This is a genomic window from Oceanicaulis sp. (assembly GCA_040112665.1).
Lineage (GTDB): Bacteria > Pseudomonadota > Alphaproteobacteria > Caulobacterales > Maricaulaceae > Oceanicaulis.
The window spans coordinates 1,637,833-1,655,987 of sequence record CP157796.1 but is presented as its reverse complement, the minus strand read 5'-3'; the positions used below and the strand labels follow the sequence as shown (position 1 = coordinate 1,655,987).

Below are 18,155 nucleotides of genomic sequence, written 5' to 3'. Positions count from 1 at the left end.
CGCCCGGCCCGCGCCGTCAACGGCTTAGCGAAGGAGCCCTCACCGGAGGTGCGGGAATGTTCGTTTATTCCGGAAAACCCGTTTCATGACAGAGCGGTGACCCGAATGAGACCGCTTTGCGGCTGACCGGCAAAATTGCATAGCCGCTATCGCTGGGCGGCCTTGCGGCGGACGCGGCGCGGACGCATATACCGCCTCGAACGACGCCGGAACGCCACCGCGTTTCACGTCTTTCCCCTTGCGCATACCGTCTCCTCCCCGATCAGGTATGCAAGACTGGGCCGGTCACCGCGATCTGCGGGACCGGCCCTTTTTTTAAGCCCCCCTCGCCCGCCAGAGCAGCGTCGTCGCCGCCCCGTCGAAGAGCGCCTCCTGCGCCTGCCCGTAGCCGAGCTTGGCCGCGACTTTCAGCGAGGCGGCGTTGTCAGGGTGGATCAGGCACCAGCTGCGCGCGCCTTCAGGGCGGTCATCCATCCAGGCCAGCGCGGCGCGCATCGCCTCGGTGGCGTAGCCCCGCCCGTGAAACTCGGGATGAAACACCCAGCCCGCCTCGGGCAGGCCGGCCACGTCGGCGTCGATCTCGCGCTGGAAGTCTGCAAGGCCCGCCATGCCGGCGAGCCGGCCGCTTTCAGCCTCCACCACCGCCCAGTAGCCGTAGCCCAGAAGCGCCCAGCCGCCGGCGAGCCGCAGAAGCCGGCCCCAGGACTCCGCCGGGCTCGACGGTTTTCCGGTGATGTAGCGGGCGACGCCGCGATGAGCCCAGATCGCGGCGAACGCGTCTGCGTCGTCGGCGGTTAAGCCGCGCAGGATCAGCCGTTCGGTCCTTAAGACCGGAACGGCGTCACTCATCGCCCGCCTGCGGCAGGGCGGGCACGATAACGACGTTGAAGTCGCCCCATTCGTTTTCGATCCTGAGGTCGGCGAGCTCGCGGTATTCGGGATCGTTCCAGAAATCGCGCGCGCTCTGCTCGTCCGGCCAGCGGCTCATGACGACCGATTCAAACGGCGTGTCGCCTTCGAGCGTCTCCACGTCGCCGGTCACCGCGACATACGAGCCGCCATGGCGCTCATAGAGCGGGCCGAGCTGGCTGGCGTAGCGGCTCATGAAGGCCTGACGGTCATGCACCGTGCCCAGCACGATCATGTAGGCGCCGGTTTCCGGCGCGGCGGCGTGGGTGTCGGCCGAGGCCTGCCCGGCGTCGACCCCGCCGGCCATGATCAGGCCCAGGGCGACCCCGGCGATGCCGGAGCCGACGGCGATGGTCAGCGAACGAGAGAGTGTCATTCTGCAGTCTCCAGGCGGGTGACGGGCGCAGGCGCGGCGGCGCGCTTGCGCAGGGTGAACACGAGCAAGAGCGGAAGCGCCCAGGGCGCGATCCGTTCGAACGGATCGCCGGGTATGGCGGCGAGTTCGGCGAGCAGGAGCGGCAGGCCGGAGAGCCCCTCGGTCCCGGCCTGACCGAAGGCGTAGAAGAGGACGGTCGTGAAGAAGCCGGCGAGGATGGCCAGCAGGATGGCCCAACCCTTTGGCTCCACTCCGGCGACACGGGCGACGATCACCGGCCCGAAGGCCGCGCCCAGCGCGGACCAGGAAAACAGCACCCGGTCGAAGATCGTCGCGGGCAGGCTGAGCGTCAGGATCACCGCAAGCGCGCAGATCGCGGCCATGACGGCCCGGCTGACCAGCACCTCCCGGCCCCTGAGGATCTTCACCAGCCGCAGATCATGCGCGGCGGCGGAGGATGCGGCGATCAGAAGGGAGTCCACCGTGCTCATCACCGCAGACAGGATCGCCGCGATCACGATCCCGGCGAGCACGGTGGGCAGTAAAAGCGCGGCGAGCTCGTAGAACAGCGCCTCGCCGTCGGCGACCGCCGGCAGAATCGCCCGGCCCGCCAGCGCCATCGCCGCCATGCCGATATAGACGATCACGCCCCAGCTCATCGCCACGACGAAGCCGCGCCGGCGCGCGCGTTCGTCCTTCACCGCCATCAGGCGCGACAGAAGATGCGGCTGGCCGTAGGTGCCCAGGCCGATCGAGGCGATGCCGATCGCAAAGCCGAGGAACGCGAATCCGGCCCGGCCGCCCCAGGGGTCGAGATAGGCGGCGGGCTGGCTGGCGCTCAGCGTCTCGGCGATCCCGGCCGGACCGCCCGCCGCGATGACGGCGAACACGGGCAGGACGACCGCGATCACGGCCATGATCGCGCCCTGCAGCGTGTCGGTCAGCGACACCGCCCAGAACCCGCCCAGGAGGCCATAGATCAGGATCACGCCCGCGCCGATCGCGACGCTCTCAAACCGGCTGAGCGCGAACTGGCTTTCGAACGCGATCGCGGCGGCGCCGAACTGGGCGGCGATGTAGAACACGAAGGTGAAGAGCACGAGAAAGCCTGCGAGCGCGCGGATCGCAGCAGCCCAGGGCCCGGCCTCTGCGGCCATGAAATCGGACGGGGTGACATGGCCGCGCTCGGCGGTCTCCGCCCTCAGGCGCGGCCCGAACCACAGCCAGACCAGCACGTAGCCGAGCCAGATGCCCGGCACCATCCACAGCGCCGAGACGCCGACCGCGTAGACGAAGCCGGAGAACCCCAAAAGCACCCAGGCCGAGCTGGTCGAGGCGGCGTAGGACAGACCCGCAACCCATGCGCCCAGGCCCCGCCCGCCGAGAAAGAAATCGGATTCGTTCCTGTTGAGCCGGGACGCCCAGATCCCGATCGCGATCAGCACGATCTTGTAGGCGACGAGCGTCGCGAGCACGACGCCGGCAGCCGGTTCGCCGGATCCCATCAGACCAGCTTTCCCTCGATCATCCCGTAGACCCCCGTCTGGGCGGTATTGAGACATGAAAGCGTCATCAATGAAAGAGCGCGCGGCTGGAAAGGATATATCTTTTCCGTTTCCTCTCGCGCCCGCCTTGCTATCCTGCCCGACGAGGGCGGCTGAAGGCGCAAAGACCCGGGCGCCGCCGATGATTGGGGAGACGACCGATGAAGCACGCAATCGCCGCCGCCGTACTGACCCTCGGCCTCGCAGCGGGGTCGGGCGCACAGGTTCCCGGCGCCGAACCGTTCACCCAGGAGGTGTTCGAGGACTGGGTCGCCGCCCGCGCCGGGACGGGCGAGCCGGTCTGGTGGTATTCGATCGGCACGGTGCGCGATTACCCCTCCGGCGACGTGCGCTACGTCATGGAGGGCTGGGACTCCGCGCGGTCCTTCCGGCCCGAGGGCGAAGGCGCGCCGGTGGCCCATCAGTACAACCGGAAAATCTACGTCTTCCGCGATCCCGAGACTCTGGAGATCGTCCCCGAGAGCGTGGCGGTCGCCTACCCTTATCAGTTCATCACCTACACGCTCGAGGGCGGCGGGATGAAAACCCGCGTCGAGCAGGGCTCGGGCCCGCGCCTGGCGGTGATCGAGGACGATTCGCTGAGCTGGCGTCCGGTGGGCGACACACAGGTCTTCACCGCGCCGGTGTTTCTCGATTTTCCCATCCCCAATTCCGAAGCGCGCATTCAGGCCTGGGAGAACTACGACTTCTTCATCCACCCCGAAGGCACGGTCGACGAACCCCATCAGCTGAGCTGGGCGCGCGTCGGTCAGCTGCCGGCCTGGGCGGGCGGCGGCCAGGCGGTGATGCACCTGATCACCTGGCGGGTGGAGGACTATGACGACCTGCCCGAGACCATGCGCAGCTATGTCGAGGCTGAAGCCCCGCTCTGGATGGAGCCGCCCGCCGACCTCGAGGAGATCCGGACGCTGCAGGCCGCACAATGACCCTTCTCGCCGCCCTCGCCCTGATCGCCCATCCCAACGGCGTCTCTCCCGAACGGCTCGCGACCGCGCTGGAAGGACGCTGGGACAACGCCGCGCAGATCGAGGCCGAAGGCGATCCCGCCCGGCCGCGCCTGCACGTGCGCCACGCCCGCTTTGAAAGCGACGCCGCGCCGGGCGTGCTCGTCTACGCCGAGCTCGATCTGGGCGGGCCGGGCGGCGAGACCTACCGCCAGCGCGTCTACGCCTTCAGCGAAGGCGACACCGAAGGCGAGGTCGTCATGGCGGTCTACGAATTCGCCGACCCGGCGGCGTTCGAGGAGGCCGGCCTCGACAGGCTCGCGGGCTTGCGCGCCGCGGACCTGGTGCGCTTCAACCCGGGCTGCGATTTCTCCTGGTATGACGAAGGCGCGCTGTGGCGCGGCGAGGTCGCAGACGACACCTGCCGGATCACCTCGTCTCGCTCAGGGGTGGAGATGCTCATCGGCGCGGAATTCACCGTCGCCGGCGACCGCTTCACCCATTCCGAATTCGGCCGCGACGCCGCCAGCGGAGCCCCCGTGTTCGGCCCGCCCGGCGGGGTGGCGAACGCCTATGACAGGGTGGGAGATTGAGAGACTAGACGCCCTTTCCCTCCCCCTTGCGGGGAGGGTGGGCCGAGGCGAAGCCTCGGGTCGGGTGGGGGGTTGCGCCAGCCTTGTGAAAGCTCAGCGCCCGTGGCCCCACCCCACCCGTCCGGCTTCGCCGGACACCCTCCCCGTCAAGGGGAGGGAAGAAAGATACGACGACGTAAGACCACGAAGGACCGTCCATGACCGACACGCCGAAATTCGAGCCCACCATGATCCGCAGCGACAAGACCGCGCGGGAGATTTTCGAGGAGGTGCGGGCAAATCCGTCCCGTGCGCGCTTCGGGTTCGGAGAGAAGCTGGCGATCGTCAATGTCGATCCGCAAAAGGCCTACACCCGGCCCGACCTGTTTCCCAAGACCGCCTACGTCACCGATCCCGACCAGCTGACCCATGTCGACGAGATCTCGAAGCGGGCGCGGGCCAAGGGCCTGCCCGTGGTCTGGACCCATGTCGCCTATATGGACGACGCGGCGGACGCCGGGGTCTGGGGCACGCGCACCGACACGCCCGACAGCCTTCAGAACATCAAGTACGGCTCTGACCGGCACGCCTTCGACGACCGGGTGCAGATCGATGAGCGGGTCGACGCGGTCTACACCAAGCGCATGCCCTCGGCGTTTTTCGAAACCCCGCTGGCGAGCTTTCTGACCTGGCACCGGGTGGACACCGTGGTGATCACCGGCGGGTCGACCAGCGGATGCGTGCGCGCCACGGCTGTGGACGCGCTCAGCCACGGCTACCGCACCATCGTCCCGATCGAATGCGTCGCCGACAAGCATGAGAGCTACCACTTCGCCAATCTCACCGACCTGCAGCTGAAATACGCCGACGTGGTGGAGGTGAAGGAGGTCTATGACTGGCTGGAGGCTTACGCGGGAAAGGCGCGCGCGTCGTGATCGCCGATCCGAACCTCTACGATTTCAACCCGTATCGCGACCGGCCGAAGATCAGTTGGCCGGGCGGAAAGAAGCTCGCCTTCTGGGTCGCGCCCAATATCGAGTTCTACGAGTTCGATCCGCCGAAAAATCCAAAACGCCCCGGCTGGCCTCGCCCCGCGCCGGACGTGACCGGCTACTCCCAGCGCGATTACGGCAACCGGGTCGGCCACTGGCGGCTGATGGAGCTGATGGACAAGTACGCCATAAAAGGCTCGGTCAGCCTGAACGTGGCGATGTGCGATCACTGCCCGGAGATCGTCGAGGCCTGTTCTGAGCGCGGCTGGGAGTTCTTCAGCCACGGGATCTACAACACCCGGTATTCCTACGAGATGGACGAGGCGCAGGAACGCGCCGTCATCGAGGACTCCATCCGCACGGTGCAGGACGCGACCGGCCAGCGCATTCGCGGCTATCTCGCCCCGGCGCTGACCCATACGACGCGCACGCTCGACCTCATCGCCGAATATGACTTCTGGTACACGTGTGACCTCTTCCAGGACGACCAGCCCCAGCCGGTGAAGACGAAGACCGGAAAGCTGTGCTCGATGCCGTACTCGCTGGAGGTGAACGACGTCATCACCTACGGCGCGCTGGCGATGGATCCCTGGCGCTACGCCGACGTGCTCAAGCGTCAGTTCGACCGGCTGCTGGAAGAAGGCGAAACCTCGGGCACGGTGATGTGCATCCCGCTGCACGCCTATCTGGTCGCCCAGCCCCACCGCATGCGCGCCTTCGAAGAGGCCTTCAGGCATGTCGAGGCGCACGCCGCCGACGTGTGGATCACCCGTGCGGTCGACATCGCCGAGCACTGGCGCACGCAATACTGGGAGACGGTCCAGGACGATCTGAAAGCCAGGGGCCTCGCCACAGGCGGCACCCAGTTCGACCGGTGGAGCGGGTCGTGATATCATCAGATGATATCATTTTCGCCATGGAGGCGAGCTCATGTCGGCCATCACCATCCGCAAGCTGCCCGACCACGTCCACGACGCCCTCAGGCGCATGGCCGCAGAGCGCGGCATGTCGGTCGAGGCGCTGGCGCGCGAGGCGCTCGTCGACTTCGTCCGGAACAAGGCGGGCAAGGGCGATCTGTTCGCCGACGCCGAGGCGGCGAAGCAACGGCTCGGCGTCAAGGACGCCGACTGGCCCGAATGGACCGATGAATTCGACGATCCCGCTTTCGGCCGCTCCGTCCTCGGCGCCGAGGACGGCGAGAAAAAAGCGCCCGGGCGGTGAGGCTTCTTCTGGACACGCACTACGTCTACGCGGTCGTCGGCGCGCCGGTCCGGACCTCCGCCAAGGAGCGGGCCTTCCTGAACTGGAACCGCGCCTCGCTCACCGCCAGCGTGCTTTCGCTGTGGGAGATCCGGCTGAAATGGAACGCCCGTCATCGTTCCGGCGCGCGCAAGGGCCCCGCCTCGCCCGACGCCGTGCAGACGCTTCTGGGCGAATTGGGGCTGCCGATCCTGCCTTTGCACTCCAGCCCGGTTTGCGCCGCGCTCGACCCGCCCCTGCCGCATGGCGATCCGTTCGACGAGATGCTGCTGTTGCAGGCCGAGGCCGAAGGCGCGCGGCTGCTTTCGCGCGACAAGAACCTCGCCGGTCACAGGCTGGTGCTCACGGTCTGAGGAGGTCCGCATGACCCTCGATCCGTCCTATCTCGAGTATTCCAAGCGCCGGCACGGCCAGGATATCGACCGTCACGCCTGGCGGCTTGCGAAGGACCGCTCCCGCGTCGATCTGCCCGGCGGCGCGCTGGTCGCAGTCATGCCGGTGCTGGTGTGCGAGCACCACCCGATCGACCCGACGAAAACCCCCTTCGCCCACCCGCACGGGATGAAGACCCCCTTCCCCGATCTGCGCCACTACACCACGCGCGATTATGGAAACCGCGTCGGCGCCTTTCGTATTCTCGACGCGCTCGCCGCGCGCAAAATCAGAGCGACCGTGGCGATGTCCGCAGCGCTGGTCGAACGGGCGCGGCCGCTGCTGGACGCGGCGCTGGAGGCAGGTTGCGAGATCGCTGCGGCCGGGCTGCACGGCGATGCGATCCATCACGCAGGCCTCTCCGAAGCCGACGAGCGCGCCTTGATCGAGAAGACGCAGCGAGCCTTCGCTTCGGCGGGCGTCGAGCCGGTCACCTGGCTCTCGCCGGCCCGGCAGGAAAGCTTCGCCACGCCCGATCTTCTGGCCGAGGCGGGCTTCAGGCACGTGCTGGACTGGGAGACCGATCAGGTCCCGGTCTTCATGAAGACCCGGGCGGGACGGCTCGGCGCGCTGCCGCTTCACAACGAACTCGACGATTTCAGGCTTCTGATCGAGCGTACCCAGACCGAAGACGTCTGGACCCGGCAGATCCTGGAAGCGCGCGATTACCTGAAGGCCGAACACGATCGCTACGGCGCACAAATGCTCGGCTTCACCCTGACCGGCTTCGTCGCCGGCCAGCCCTTCAGGATGAGCGCGCTCGAAGCGATGCTCGACGGTCTGTCAGGCGATGCACGCACCCTCACGGTCACGGCGAGCGAGGCGGCCGGTCTGTTCGAAGGGCTGAGCAAGGACGAATAGTGATGAACGGCTGGGACGATCTTCGCACTTTCGCGCTCTCGCTCGAACTGCCGCGCGTCGAAGACGCCGTCTCGTGGGGCAATCCGTGCCTGAAGGCGCACGGCAAGCTCTGGACGTGGTGGGCGCCGCAAGCTGACGCGAACGCACCGGTCTTCAAGGTGGCTGCGGAGGAACGCGATTTCCTGCTCGACGCGGCGCCGGAGCTGTTCTTCACCACCGATCATCACAGGCCTTGGGCGATGGTGCTGATGCGTCCTGAAGCCTTCGACGCCGACTGGGCGCGCGCAAACCTGTTCAAGGTGTGGCGCAAGCAGGCTCCCAAGCGCTTTCTCGCCGAATGGGATGGTGAAAACACCGACCGATTGAAGGAGTTCGGTCATGACCACGCGTCGTGAACTCTTCACCGGCGCGGCCGCGCTCGCCGCCGCAGCCGCTCTGCCCGGCGCCGCGCGGGCCCAGGACGATCCGCGCTTTTCCGCGGTGGCGCTGCAGGTGGTGTGTGACGCGGTCAATCAGGACACGACCGTCGAAGCCGCGCGCAGCCGCATGGCCGCCTCGATCGCGCGGATCGGCGGGCAGATCGCCACCACCAAGGCCTTCCTGCGCACCTTCAACGGCACCGAGCTGAAGCTGGTCTGTCTGCCCGAATACTTCCTCACCGGCTTTCCGCTGCGCGAGAGCCGCGAAGCGTGGAAGGCGAAGGCGAGCGTCGACATGGACGGCCCCGAGTACGAGGCGCTGGCCGGAATCGCGCAGCGATTCGGGGTGTATCTGGCGGGCAATCTCTATGAGAACGACCCGAACTTTCCCGACCTCTACTTTCAGGCCAATTTCGTCATCGACCCGACCGGCGAGACGATCCTGCGCTATCGCCGCATGATCTCGCTCTACACCCCCACGCCCTGGGACGTGTGGGACGCGTATCTCGATCTTTACGGCTATGACGCGGTGTTTCCGGTCGCCGACACGCCGATCGGAAAGCTGGGCACGATCGCGAGCGAGGAGATCCTCTATCCCGAGATCGGGCGCATGCTGGGCCTCAAGGGCGCGGAGATCCTGCTGCATCCGACCAGCGAGGTGGGCAGTCCCAACCTCACCGTCAAAGACGTCGCCAAGCGCGCCCGGGCGATCGAGAACCTCGCCTATGTCGTCTCGTCTAATTCAGCCGAGATCGTCGGCACGCCGGTGCCCGCCGCCTCTACCGACGCGATGAGCAAGATCGTGGACTGGAACGGCGCGGTGCTGGCCGAGGCCGAGAGCGGGGAGAGCCTTAACGCAAACGCGGTGATCGACCTTCCCGAGCTGCGCGCGGTGCGCCGCCGGACCGGCATGGCCAATCTCACCTCACGCCTGCCCCTGGGCGCGTTCGCGCCCGCTTATGAAGGCCAGACCCGCGCAGGCCCGAACGCCATGGCCGGCCGCGGCATGCTGAGCCAGGAGGAAGCGCTCGCCAACCAGCGCGCCGTCATCGACCGCATGCTCGAAGCGGGGGTGTTCGAACGCTGAGGCGGCGCCCGGCGCAGCGCGTTTGGCGATTGCCAGCCGGTTCAGCTTCATCCAAACACACGGCCCTGAAACCCGCACATTCCGTGCGGACTCCGGAGACGGTTCGTGGCCGCGACGCCCCAGACAGACGACGCCGACAGCCGCGCCGCCCTCGCCGGCGTCATGGTGCTGTTCGTTTCGGCCGCGGTGCTCGGGTTCGCGCCGATCCTCGTGAAAGCCTCCGATCTCGGCCCGCAGGCCATCGCCTTCTGGCGGCTGGCGATCGCGCTTCCCGTGCTGGCGGTCTGGCTTTTTATCGAGCACCGGCGCGGCCGAGTCCGGCTGCTGCCCGAGCGTGAGAAGGGGCTGAGAATGCTGGCCCTTGCGGGCCTGTTCTTCGCCGGAGATCTCGCCTTCTGGCACGCGGGCATCAAGATCACGACCGCCGCGAACGCGACCCTGCTGGCCAATCTCACGCCGATCCCCGTCACCATCGCCGCGCTCGTCCTGTTCGGTGAAAAGATCACCGGCCGGTTTCTGGTCGCCGGCGCGCTAGCGCTGGGCGGTGCGGTGCTTCTGAGCGCGGCGAACTTCCAGCTCGCCCCCGAGCGCCTGCCCGGCGACGTGCTGAGCGCGCTGACCGCGTGCTGGTACGCAGGCTACCTTCTGGCCGTGCGCGCCGCCCGGCGGGCCGGGGCGGCGACGGTGCAGGTCATGTTCTGGTCCACCCTCGTGGCGAGCCCGATCACGCTTCTGATCACGCTGGGCTTCGGGGAGACGCTTCTACCCTCGAGCGCGGCGGGCTGGTGGCCGCTGATCGGCCTGGGCGTGCTCGCGCACTGCGCCGGTCAGGGCGGGATCGCCTATGGCCTGGGCCGCACCCCGGCGGCGCTGGCCTCTCTGATCATCCTGATCCAACCCGTCGTCGCCGCGGTCGCGGGCTGGGTGATCTTCGGCGAGGCGCTGATCGCGATCCAGTGGGCCGGCGCCGGTCTGGTGCTCGCCGGCGTCTACGCTGCGCAGCGCGCCCGCCCGGCGGTCTCGACGCCTCCGCCCGGCCCGGCTACACCGGCTCCATGACCGAGCTTCCGATCCGCGGCTCCAGAAGTGAGGAGCCCTTCAAGGCCGAAGGCGGCGCGTTCCTGCGCGACATCTGGTATGTCGCGATGACCGCCGGCGATCTGAAAGCGGGCAAGCTCTACAAGAAAATGTTCCTGGGCGAGCCGGTCGTAATGGGCCGCAGGCCGGACGGCGCGCCTTTCGCCCTGAGAGACATCTGCCCGCACCGCGCCGTGCCGCTGTCGGCCGGTGAGCTGACCGTCGAGCCGGACGGAACCGGCACGGTGCAGTGTCCCTATCACGGCTGGCGGTTCGGACTGGCCGACGGGGTCTGCCGCCACATTCCCTCGCTGGTCGAGGACCAGGCCTTCGACGTTTCGAAGATCAGCACGCGGGATTATCCGGTCGCCGAACAGGACGATCTGATCTGGATCTACATGGGCGCAGACGCCGCAAGCCGGCCGGACGGGCCGCCGCCGCGCTTTCAGAACATGGTCCTGAACAGGGGCGCGAGCGAGGGCCGTGTGAAGTTCGTCGAACGCGCCGAGCTCGCCTGCCACATGGACCATGCGGTGATCGGGCTGATCGATCCCGCCCACACCCCTTTCGTGCACAAGAGCCCGCTCTGGCGCAGCTCGAAGACGCTGAAGGAGAAGGAGAAGCACTACGCGCCGAGCGAGATGGGCTTCACCATGCTCAGCCACGCGCCGGTGAACTCACCGCTCTACACCTGGATCCTGGGCCGCGGCGTGAAGGTGGAGATCCAGTTCCTGCTGCCCGGCCTGCGCGCGGAAAGCATCACTACCGACCGGCACAGCTTTCTGGGGCTCGCAGCGATCACGCCGATCCGGAACGATCTGTGCGAAATTCGCGAGATCATGTACTGGAACGCGCCGAGCCTTGATTTCATAAGGCCGTTCGCCCGGCCTTTCACAAAGACCTTCCTCGATCAGGACGCACGGATCATGCGGCTTCAGGGCGAAGGCCTGGCGCACGACCCGCCGCTGATGCAGATCCCCGACGCGGACACGCTGATGGTCTGGTACCGGCGGCTGAAGCGCGAATGGGCGAAGTCGCGCGCCGAGGGCCGCGCCTTCGAGAACCCGGTCAAACCCGCCGTCCTGCGATACCGGACCTAGGTGTGATCTCTCATAAGGTTGTTCATCCGGACTGACCGCCTGAAGCTGGTTGTTGCGAGACAGCTAGCTGACAGGGGGAGCCCGGATGAACAGTCATATCAATGCCAGAACGACGCGGTATGCGCGAGCCTCGATGGTGGCTCGGCGCGAAGCGGGCGTGCCGGTGCGTGAGATCGCGGCGGCGTTCGGCGTTTCGCCGCGCACGGTTTTCAAGTGGCTCTCTCGCTTCAGGGCGGAGGGCGAGGCGGGGCTGGCGAACCGGTCGAGCCGCCCGCTTCGCTCGCCGCGCGCGGTCGCGCCGCGCTATCGCGAGGCGGCGCTGCTGATGCGGCGGACCTTCAAGATGACCGGCGAGCAGATCGCCGAAGCGCTGCGCCTGGCCCGCTCCAGCGTGGCGCGCTGGCTGGCCGAGGCGGGCCTGTCGCGGCTCGCCCGGCTGGGGCCGACCGAGCCGGTGCGGCGCTATCAGCGCGACCGGCCTGGCGAGCTGATCCATATCGACATCAAGAAGCTGGGCCGGTTCGCCCGGCCCGGCCACCGCATCACCAAGGTGCGCGCCGGCAACCGCAACACAGGCGCGGGCTGGGACTTCGTCCATGTCGCGATCGACGACGCCACGCGTCTGGCCTATGCCGAGGTGCTGCCTGACGAGCGCCGGGCCAGCGCAGCAGGCTTCCTGGTGCGCGCAGTGCGATGGTATCGCGATCAGGGCGTCGGCGTGGAGCGGGTGATGAGCGACAACGGCTCGGCCTATGTCTCAAAGCTCTTCGCCCGCACCGTGCGCCGGCTGGGCCTGCGCCATATCCGCACCCGGCCTTACACGCCGAAGACCAACGGCAAGGCCGAGCGCTTCATCCAGTCCATGCTGAGAGAATGGGCCTACGCCGCACCCTTCCCCTCAGCCGAGGCAAGGCGCGAAGACCTGCCGAACTGGATCCGGCGTTACAACACCTGCCGAAGGCACTACGCTCTCAATCGACGCACGCCGCTCCAGGCGCTCTCAGACCTGAACAACGTCGTGAGACATCACACCTAGGCTTTCAGCCCTGCGATGATGATGGAGAGCCGCTTGGTCAGCGTGTCGCTGGCGTCCGGGCCGTCATGGCGGCGTGCGGAGCGCAGCGCGCCGTAAACCGCGTCGCAGATCACCGTGAACGCGGCGTTGCCGTCGAGATCGGAGCGGAACTCGCCGGCCTGCCGGCCGTCCTCCAGCACGCGCTTGATCGACCCCCAGGCGAAATCGAGCGCCTCGAATGCGGCGTGATAATCGCCGTCGCCCGTCAACCAGGAATGGCCGATCGCAGCGGCGTAAAGCTCACCATGCCGCACATGATGGTCGAGCACGATGTGCAGAAGCGTCGACAGACGCTCGGACGCAGCCCCCGACAGCGCGCCCTCCATCTGCTCGCAGGTCTCCGCCATGGTGCGACTCTCCTCGCGGAGAATCGCCACGAGCAGGGCGGCTTTGGAGGGTTCGGCGTTCAGAACGGTGCCCGGAGAGACGTTGGCTTCGTCGGCGATCGCCTTGATGGTGGCGCCGTCGAACCCTTCAGACAGAAAGACCTTGCGGGCCGCGTCGAGCACGGCCGCCTTGGTCGCTTCGCGCTGAAGATCGCGCCGCGTGATTCGCGACTGCATGTCTCTCATTAACCGACGCCTTCTGACCCTGAATCGCGAGAATGAACGAATGATCAGACAATTCAATGCAAACCGGTGCGGCAGACGGTCATTCTTTATACCCCTCATAGAGTTTCTCTATGCCGGTTGGCGCGGCGCCGGGCCGCGTTGCCCGCAGCGCGCGCCCGGTCTAGATGGGCGGCCATGATCCAGACCATCGACACTCTTCTTTACGTCCTGCTCGGCGTCGTCTTCCTGATCCTCGCGGCGGGCATCTACGCGCTCTTCCGGAGCGGGGATTTCGGCCGGACCTGGTCGAACCGGCTGATGCGGATGCGCGTGCTGTTCCAGTTCATCGCCGTGCTGGTGATCGTCGTCGGCTTCTGGGCCAAGGGCGCGTTCGGCGGCTAGCGGTCGACGATAAGCGTCCGCAGAGCAGCGTTCGTCGCGGCCGGCGCCGCATCGCCCGCCATATTCACCGCAGCGACCGCGACGCACCCGGTCTCGCGATCGACCAGCATCCGGGCGAACCACATCGTGTTCGATCCGGCGTGGACGAGATCGCCGTCCTCGCGCACGCCCCAACCCAGCGCGTAATCGCCTTCCGGCGGTGTCTGCAGCCGCGCCCAGCTGTCCGCGCCGAGATAGCCGTCCGGCCGGTCGGCGTGCGCGCGCAGGAAATCGGCGAGATCGGCGAGCGGCAGATGCGCACGGCCCGCCGGATTGAGCGCAGGCGGATTGTCGGCGCGCGCGCCGGGTTCGCGCGGCTGCAGCCCGCCGAACAGCCCGCCGGAATGCCCGCGCGGCTGGTCCTCGGCGCCCGCTTCCCCCGGCGGGCCCCAGCCCGCGCCGTCCATCCCGAGCGGGCCGAACACCTCACGCCGCATCAGCGTCTCGTAGGGCGCCCCGGCGGCCTGCTCGAGCATCAGCGCGGCGAGCACGTAGCCGGCGTTGGAGTAGAGATACGCACCGCGCGGCCCGCCCGGCTGCGAGGTCACCGCTTCGGCGTAGACGAGCCGGTCGGCCTGAACGTCGCGGTCCGCATCGGCGCCGGCGATGCGAAGGGCGGTGAGCATGCCCGCGTTGGCCGTCACACCGCCGCGATGGGCGAGCAGGTCTGCGAGCGTGGCTTCGGCCAGATCAGGGTGAATCTGCAGATCGAGCCCGGCCAGGGCCGCCCCCAGCGTCGTATCCCATGCGATCACGCCTTGCTCCACCAGCCGGGCGGCGAGCGTCGCGGTCATCGCCTTGGTGTTCGATCCCATGTGCCAGAAATCGCCCGGCTGGACGGCCGCCTCGCCGCCTTCAAGCCGGACGCCGGCGACGCCTTCGGAAAAGCCCGCGCCGCAATCGAGCCCGACCGCGGCGCCCGGCGCGCCGCTCTCATTGAGCAGCGTTTCGGCGACGCCCGTCAGATCCTGTGCGATCGCAGGAGCGGCGGCGGCGAGGAGAACAGCGGCGCTGGCGAGGGTGCGGATCATGGCGGGCCTTTCGTGCGTGTAACCCAAAGGTGACGTTCGTAACACATGACCCACGGCGAACCCACCGTCAAGAGTAACCTGCGGGTTACATCAGGAATTTTCGGCGCGGCGGTTTGCGCGAGCCCTCGGCCGGCACTAGCTTCGCGGCGGAAGGAGCCCCCATGGTCCGACTGACGAAAATCTACACCAAGACCGGCGACGCAGGCCGCACGCGCCTGGGCGACATGAGCGAAGCCGACAAGCACGACCCGCGCGTGGAGGCTTACGGTACGGTCGACGAGGCCAACGCAGCGATCGGCGTAGCGCTGGCCGCGCTCGACCCGGGCCATGAGCTGGCCGTGATCCTGCTGCGCGTTCAGAACGACCTGTTCGATCTGGGCGCGGATCTGTGCGTGCCCGGCCGGGGCGAAAAACTCGAATGGGAGCCGCTGCGCATGACCGCGGGGCAGACCACGCGGCTCGAGACCGAGATCGATGCGCTCAATTCCCGGCTCGACCCGCTGGACAGCTTCGTGCTGCCCGGCGGGACCGAAGCCGCCGCCCGCCTGCATCTCGCCCGCACGATCACCCGGCGCGCCGAGCGGCGCGTGGTGGCGCTGGCCTCCACCGGCGAGCCGGTGAGCGAGCCTGTGATCACCTATCTCAACCGTCTGTCGGACTTGTTGTTCGTCGCCGCGCGCATCGCCAACGACGAGGGTCGCGGCGATGTGAAATGGACGCCCGGCGCAAGCCGCTAGGCCAGTCTTTCCGTCCTGGAAACCCGAAATTTCGCGCCGGAGGGTGGCGAAGCGGCGTCGCGGCGCCCAAGTTCACCGCTGCGGCGCGACGCCGCACGTGATGCGACAGAGACCTGAAGGGACGACCCATGAAGACCGCTTACGCCGCCGCCTCGCTGGCCGCCTTCCTCGCCGCGCCCGTGCTCACCGGCGCCGCCTTCGCCGAGCCGGCCGAGTACGAGTTCGACAAATCCCACACCACGATCCGCGCGACCTGGAACCATCTCGGCATGTCCGAGCAGTCGATCCATTTCACCGATTACGACGGCGTCCTGCTGCTCGACTTCGAAGAGCCGGAGAACTCCACCGTCGACATCACCTTCAACCTGCCCGGCGGGTTCTGGGTCGGCGCGAACCAGGACCGGTTCATCGGCCACCTCAACAGCGGCGATCTCTTCAACACCGAAGAGTATCCGACCGCCCGCTTCGTCGCGACCGGCTTTGAGACCGAAGACGGCGAGACCGGCACGATGACCGGCGACCTCACGCTTCTGGGCACGACCAAGCCGGTCACGCTCGACGTCACGCTCAACCATCTCGGCGATCATCCCTTCCGCGAAGGCCAGCAGGTCGCCGGCCTGTCCGCCAGCGGCACGATCATCCGCTCCGAGTGGGGTCTGGGCTACGCCGCGCCGGCGGTGTCCGACGAGATCGATCTTTCGATCGAGACCGAGCTGGCGCTGGTGACGTCCGAAGACGACGCGTCCGAATAAGCCCCTCCCCTCGAGGCTCCATGCGCGGCCGGCGGCGGAGCGATCCGGCGCCGGCCGTTCGCATTTCGCGCAGGCGTGCGATATGTCCGGACACGCCGCCTGCGGCGCGTTGACTTCGAAAGGTGGCGAGGGCAGGTTCCGCGCCTAGTTTCAAGCCTGACATAAGTCGGGCGGCCAGCCCTCCCCGGCCGCCCTTGCACGCAACAACAGACCGGAGCCGTCGATGAAGATCCTCGTCCCCGTCAAACGGGTGGTCGACTATAACGTGAAGGTCCGGGTCAAGCCCGACCAGACCGGGGTCGACCTGGCGAACGTGAAGATGAGCATGAACCCCTTCGACGAAATCGCCGTCGAAGAGGCCATCCGCCTGAAGGAAAAGGGCGACGCCGAAGAGATCGTCGCGGTCTCCATCGGCCCGGCCCAGGCCCAGGAAACGATCCGCACGGCCCTGGCCATGGGCGCGGATCGCGGCATCCACGTGACCACCGACGCGGTGGTCGAGCCGCTGGCCGTGGCGAAGATCCTCAAGGGGATCGTCGAGGCCGAAAGCCCCGACCTCGTCATCCTCGGCAAGCAGGCGATCGACGACGACAGCAACGCCACCGGTCAGATGCTCGGCGCGCTGCTGGGCTGGCCGCAGGCCACCTTCGCCTCCAAGGTCGAAAAGGCCGACGGCGGGCTGAACGTGACCCGGGAGATCGACGGCGGTCTGCAGACCATCAAGATCGCCCTGCCCGGCATCATCACGACCGACCTTCGCCTGAACGAGCCGCGCTACGCCTCGCTGCCCAACATCATGAAGGCCAAGCGCAAGCCCATCGACGCCAAGACGCCTGACGATTTCGGCGTGGACGTCAGCCCGCGCCTGCAAGTGCTCAAGGTCACCGAGCCGCCCAAGCGCGAAGCCGGCATCAAGGTGGAAAGCGTCGAGCAACTGGTCGACAAGCTGAAGAACGAAGCGGGGGTGCTCTAGATGTCCGTGCTCGTCATCGCAGAACATGACAATGCGTCGCTGAACGACGCCACGCGCGCGGTGATCACCGCGGCGAAGGGTATCGGCGGCGACATCCACGTCCTGGTCGCCGGCAAGGACGCCGGCGGCGCGGCCGAAGCCGCCTCCAAGCTCGACGGCGTGGCCAAGGTGCTGCACGCCGAAAGCGAGCCGCTGGGCAAGAAGATGGCCGAAGCGATGGAGACCGTCGTTCTCTCGGTCGCCGACGGCTATGACGCGATCCTCGCCGCGGCCACCACCGTGGGCAAGAACTTCATGCCCCGCGTAGCCGCCAAGCTGGACGTGGCGATCATCTCCGACATCACCGCGGTCGAGGGCGCGGACACCTTCATCCGCCCGATCTATGCGGGCAACGCGATGATGACGGTGAGGTCGTCCGACGCGAAGAAAGTGATCACGGTCCGTCCGACGACGTTTGAGAAAGCCGGCGACGGCGGTTCGGCGAGCGTCGAGACGATCGACACGCCCGCACCCAGCGCGGCGTCGGAATTCGTCTCCGAGGAGCTGTCGAAGTCCGACCGCCCCGAGCTCAGCCAGGCCAAGATCGTCATTTCCGGCGGCCGCGGCATGGGCAATGGCGAGAATTTCGAGATCCTCGAAAAGGTCGCCGACAAGCTCAACGCCGCCGTGGGCGCCAGCCGCGCCGCGGTGGATGCGGGCTTCGTGCCCAACGACTACCAGGTCGGCCAGACCGGCAAGGTCGTCGCGCCCGAGCTCTACATCGCGGTCGGCATTTCCGGCGCGATCCAGCACCTGGCCGGGATGAAGGACTCCAAGGTCATCGTCGCGATCAATAAGGACGAAGAGGCGCCGATCTTCTCGGTCGCCGATTACGGCCTGGTCGCAGACCTGTTCCAGGCCGTGCCCGCGCTCGAAGAAGAGCTCGGCAAGATCGGCTACTAGGTCTTTTTGATCCGCTGAAACGAGAAAGCCCCGGAGCGCCGCTCCGGGGCTTTTTTGTC

22 protein-coding genes are annotated in these 18,155 nt (G+C 67.5%); 17 read left to right on the top strand and 5 right to left on the bottom strand.

What is annotated here, in order from left to right; translation table 11 throughout:
* Positions 1-315: 315 nt before the first annotated feature.
* Genes ABL308_07940 through ABL308_07930 form a run of 3 tightly spaced genes read right to left on the bottom strand, consistent with a single transcriptional unit; the run spans position 316 to position 2,790 of the window.
* Positions 316-849, bottom strand: coding sequence for a GNAT family N-acetyltransferase (locus ABL308_07940; protein XBQ14894.1), 534 nt, complete (start codon positions 847-849; stop codon positions 316-318).
* A complete protein-coding gene (locus tag ABL308_07935; protein ID XBQ14893.1) occupies positions 842-1,285 on the bottom strand; it encodes a DUF1330 domain-containing protein in 444 nt (147 codons plus the stop codon). The genes ABL308_07940 and ABL308_07935 overlap by 8 nt, the downstream gene beginning before the upstream one ends.
* Positions 1,282-2,790, bottom strand: coding sequence for a sodium/proline symporter (locus ABL308_07930; GenBank protein ID XBQ14892.1), 1,509 nt, complete (start codon positions 2,788-2,790; stop codon positions 1,282-1,284). Before ABL308_07930 ends, ABL308_07935 begins: the two co-directional genes overlap by 4 nt.
* A 200-nt stretch (positions 2,791-2,990) precedes the next feature.
* Between ABL308_07930 and ABL308_07925 the strand changes: the two genes are divergently transcribed.
* The 12 genes from ABL308_07925 to ABL308_07870 all read left to right on the top strand — a co-directional run bounded on the left by ABL308_07925 (position 2,991) and on the right by ABL308_07870 (position 12,630).
* Positions 2,991-3,776: a hypothetical protein gene (locus tag ABL308_07925; GenBank protein ID XBQ14891.1), complete on the top strand. Its 786-nt coding sequence runs from the start codon at positions 2,991-2,993 to the stop codon at positions 3,774-3,776.
* A complete protein-coding gene (locus ABL308_07920) occupies positions 3,773-4,387 on the top strand; it encodes a chromophore lyase CpcT/CpeT (GenBank protein XBQ14890.1) in 615 nt (204 codons plus the stop codon). The genes ABL308_07925 and ABL308_07920 overlap by 4 nt, the downstream gene beginning before the upstream one ends.
* A gap of 227 nt (positions 4,388-4,614) precedes the next feature.
* Entirely contained in the window at positions 4,615-5,301 is a 687-nt protein-coding gene (locus ABL308_07915) for an isochorismatase family protein (GenBank protein XBQ17727.1), read from the top strand.
* Positions 5,298-6,248, top strand: coding sequence for a polysaccharide deacetylase family protein (locus ABL308_07910; protein ID XBQ14889.1), 951 nt, complete (start codon positions 5,298-5,300; stop codon positions 6,246-6,248). Before ABL308_07915 ends, ABL308_07910 begins: the two co-directional genes overlap by 4 nt.
* A 40-nt stretch (positions 6,249-6,288) precedes the next feature.
* Positions 6,289-6,579, top strand: coding sequence for a plasmid stabilization protein (locus ABL308_07905; GenBank protein XBQ14888.1), 291 nt, complete (start codon positions 6,289-6,291; stop codon positions 6,577-6,579).
* Positions 6,576-6,971 (top strand): PIN domain-containing protein, encoded by a 396-nt coding sequence (locus tag ABL308_07900; protein ID XBQ14887.1) that lies wholly within the window; start codon positions 6,576-6,578, stop codon positions 6,969-6,971. Before ABL308_07905 ends, ABL308_07900 begins: the two co-directional genes overlap by 4 nt.
* Positions 6,972-6,981: 10 nt before the next feature.
* Positions 6,982-7,911 (top strand): polysaccharide deacetylase family protein, encoded by a 930-nt coding sequence (locus ABL308_07895; protein ID XBQ14886.1) that lies wholly within the window; start codon positions 6,982-6,984, stop codon positions 7,909-7,911.
* A gap of 2 nt (positions 7,912-7,913) precedes the next feature.
* Entirely contained in the window at positions 7,914-8,306 is a 393-nt protein-coding gene (locus ABL308_07890) for an MmcQ/YjbR family DNA-binding protein (protein XBQ14885.1), read from the top strand.
* A complete protein-coding gene (locus ABL308_07885; protein ID XBQ14884.1) occupies positions 8,290-9,417 on the top strand; it encodes a nitrilase-related carbon-nitrogen hydrolase in 1,128 nt (375 codons plus the stop codon). The genes ABL308_07890 and ABL308_07885 overlap by 17 nt, the downstream gene beginning before the upstream one ends.
* Positions 9,418-9,522: 105 nt before the next feature.
* Entirely contained in the window at positions 9,523-10,476 is a 954-nt protein-coding gene (locus ABL308_07880; protein ID XBQ14883.1) for a DMT family transporter, read from the top strand.
* Positions 10,473-11,594 carry an aromatic ring-hydroxylating dioxygenase subunit alpha gene (locus ABL308_07875; GenBank protein XBQ14882.1) on the top strand — a complete coding sequence of 374 codons (1,122 nt, stop codon included), beginning with the start codon at positions 10,473-10,475 and terminating at the stop codon, positions 11,592-11,594. Before ABL308_07880 ends, ABL308_07875 begins: the two co-directional genes overlap by 4 nt.
* Before the next feature lie 85 nt (positions 11,595-11,679).
* On the top strand, positions 11,680-12,630 hold the full coding sequence (locus ABL308_07870) for an IS481 family transposase (protein XBQ14881.1): 951 nt from the start codon (positions 11,680-11,682) through the stop codon (positions 12,628-12,630).
* On the opposite strand, the gene ABL308_07865 is transcribed toward ABL308_07870, so the two are convergent.
* On the bottom strand, positions 12,627-13,232 hold the full coding sequence (locus ABL308_07865; GenBank protein ID XBQ14880.1) for a TetR/AcrR family transcriptional regulator: 606 nt from the start codon (positions 13,230-13,232) through the stop codon (positions 12,627-12,629). The genes ABL308_07870 and ABL308_07865 overlap by 4 nt on opposite strands.
* Positions 13,233-13,415: 183 nt before the next feature.
* Between ABL308_07865 and ABL308_07860 the strand changes: the two genes are divergently transcribed.
* Positions 13,416-13,622, top strand: a complete 207-nt coding sequence (locus tag ABL308_07860) for a twin transmembrane helix small protein (protein ID XBQ14879.1) — start codon at positions 13,416-13,418, stop codon at positions 13,620-13,622.
* Here ABL308_07860 and ABL308_07855 read toward each other — a convergent pair.
* On the bottom strand, positions 13,619-14,692 hold the full coding sequence (locus ABL308_07855; protein XBQ14878.1) for a serine hydrolase domain-containing protein: 1,074 nt from the start codon (positions 14,690-14,692) through the stop codon (positions 13,619-13,621). The two genes, ABL308_07860 and ABL308_07855, sit on opposite strands and share 4 nt — an antisense overlap.
* A 161-nt stretch (positions 14,693-14,853) precedes the next feature.
* Between ABL308_07855 and ABL308_07850 the strand changes: the two genes are divergently transcribed.
* The 4 genes from ABL308_07850 (at position 14,854) to ABL308_07835 (ending at position 18,096) form a co-directional block, all read left to right on the top strand.
* Positions 14,854-15,429 carry a cob(I)yrinic acid a,c-diamide adenosyltransferase gene (locus ABL308_07850; protein XBQ14877.1) on the top strand — a complete coding sequence of 192 codons (576 nt, stop codon included), beginning with the start codon at positions 14,854-14,856 and terminating at the stop codon, positions 15,427-15,429.
* Between the two features lie 128 nt (positions 15,430-15,557).
* Entirely contained in the window at positions 15,558-16,181 is a 624-nt protein-coding gene (locus tag ABL308_07845; GenBank protein XBQ14876.1) for a YceI family protein, read from the top strand.
* Positions 16,182-16,404: 223 nt separating this feature from the next.
* Positions 16,405-17,154 (top strand): electron transfer flavoprotein subunit beta/FixA family protein, encoded by a 750-nt coding sequence (locus tag ABL308_07840; protein XBQ14875.1) that lies wholly within the window; start codon positions 16,405-16,407, stop codon positions 17,152-17,154.
* A complete protein-coding gene (locus ABL308_07835) occupies positions 17,155-18,096 on the top strand; it encodes an FAD-binding protein (protein XBQ14874.1) in 942 nt (313 codons plus the stop codon).
* Positions 18,097-18,155 lie beyond the last annotated feature (59 nt).

What these genes read in the sequence shown, in the direction of transcription:
- ABL308_07920 (XBQ14890.1), top strand. Translation starts at nt 3,773, where the DNA reads ATGACCCTTCTCGCCGCCCTCGCCCTGATCGCCCATCCCAACGGCGTC.
- ABL308_07885 (XBQ14884.1), top strand. Translation starts at nt 8,290, where the DNA reads ATGACCACGCGTCGTGAACTCTTCACCGGCGCGGCCGCGCTCGCCGCC.
- ABL308_07915 (XBQ17727.1), top strand. Translation starts at nt 4,615, where the DNA reads ATGATCCGCAGCGACAAGACCGCGCGGGAGATTTTCGAGGAGGTGCGG.
- ABL308_07855 (XBQ14878.1), bottom strand. Translation starts at nt 14,692, where the DNA reads ATGATCCGCACCCTCGCCAGCGCCGCTGTTCTCCTCGCCGCCGCCGCT.
- ABL308_07850 (XBQ14877.1), top strand. Translation starts at nt 14,854, where the DNA reads ATGGTCCGACTGACGAAAATCTACACCAAGACCGGCGACGCAGGCCGC.
- ABL308_07870 (XBQ14881.1), top strand. Translation starts at nt 11,680, where the DNA reads ATGAACAGTCATATCAATGCCAGAACGACGCGGTATGCGCGAGCCTCG.
- ABL308_07840 (XBQ14875.1), top strand. Translation starts at nt 16,405, where the DNA reads ATGAAGATCCTCGTCCCCGTCAAACGGGTGGTCGACTATAACGTGAAG.
- ABL308_07865 (XBQ14880.1), bottom strand. Translation starts at nt 13,232, where the DNA reads ATGCAGTCGCGAATCACGCGGCGCGATCTTCAGCGCGAAGCGACCAAG.
- ABL308_07930 (XBQ14892.1), bottom strand. Translation starts at nt 2,790, where the DNA reads ATGGGATCCGGCGAACCGGCTGCCGGCGTCGTGCTCGCGACGCTCGTC.
- ABL308_07935 (XBQ14893.1), bottom strand. Translation starts at nt 1,285, where the DNA reads ATGACACTCTCTCGTTCGCTGACCATCGCCGTCGGCTCCGGCATCGCC.
- ABL308_07940 (XBQ14894.1), bottom strand. Translation starts at nt 849, where the DNA reads ATGAGTGACGCCGTTCCGGTCTTAAGGACCGAACGGCTGATCCTGCGC.
- ABL308_07890 (XBQ14885.1), top strand. Translation starts at nt 7,914, where the DNA reads ATGAACGGCTGGGACGATCTTCGCACTTTCGCGCTCTCGCTCGAACTG.
- ABL308_07905 (XBQ14888.1), top strand. Translation starts at nt 6,289, where the DNA reads ATGTCGGCCATCACCATCCGCAAGCTGCCCGACCACGTCCACGACGCC.
- ABL308_07860 (XBQ14879.1), top strand. Translation starts at nt 13,416, where the DNA reads ATGATCCAGACCATCGACACTCTTCTTTACGTCCTGCTCGGCGTCGTC.
- ABL308_07845 (XBQ14876.1), top strand. Translation starts at nt 15,558, where the DNA reads ATGAAGACCGCTTACGCCGCCGCCTCGCTGGCCGCCTTCCTCGCCGCG.
- ABL308_07835 (XBQ14874.1), top strand. Translation starts at nt 17,155, where the DNA reads ATGTCCGTGCTCGTCATCGCAGAACATGACAATGCGTCGCTGAACGAC.
- ABL308_07895 (XBQ14886.1), top strand. Translation starts at nt 6,982, where the DNA reads ATGACCCTCGATCCGTCCTATCTCGAGTATTCCAAGCGCCGGCACGGC.
- ABL308_07875 (XBQ14882.1), top strand. Translation starts at nt 10,473, where the DNA reads ATGACCGAGCTTCCGATCCGCGGCTCCAGAAGTGAGGAGCCCTTCAAG.
- ABL308_07925 (XBQ14891.1), top strand. Translation starts at nt 2,991, where the DNA reads ATGAAGCACGCAATCGCCGCCGCCGTACTGACCCTCGGCCTCGCAGCG.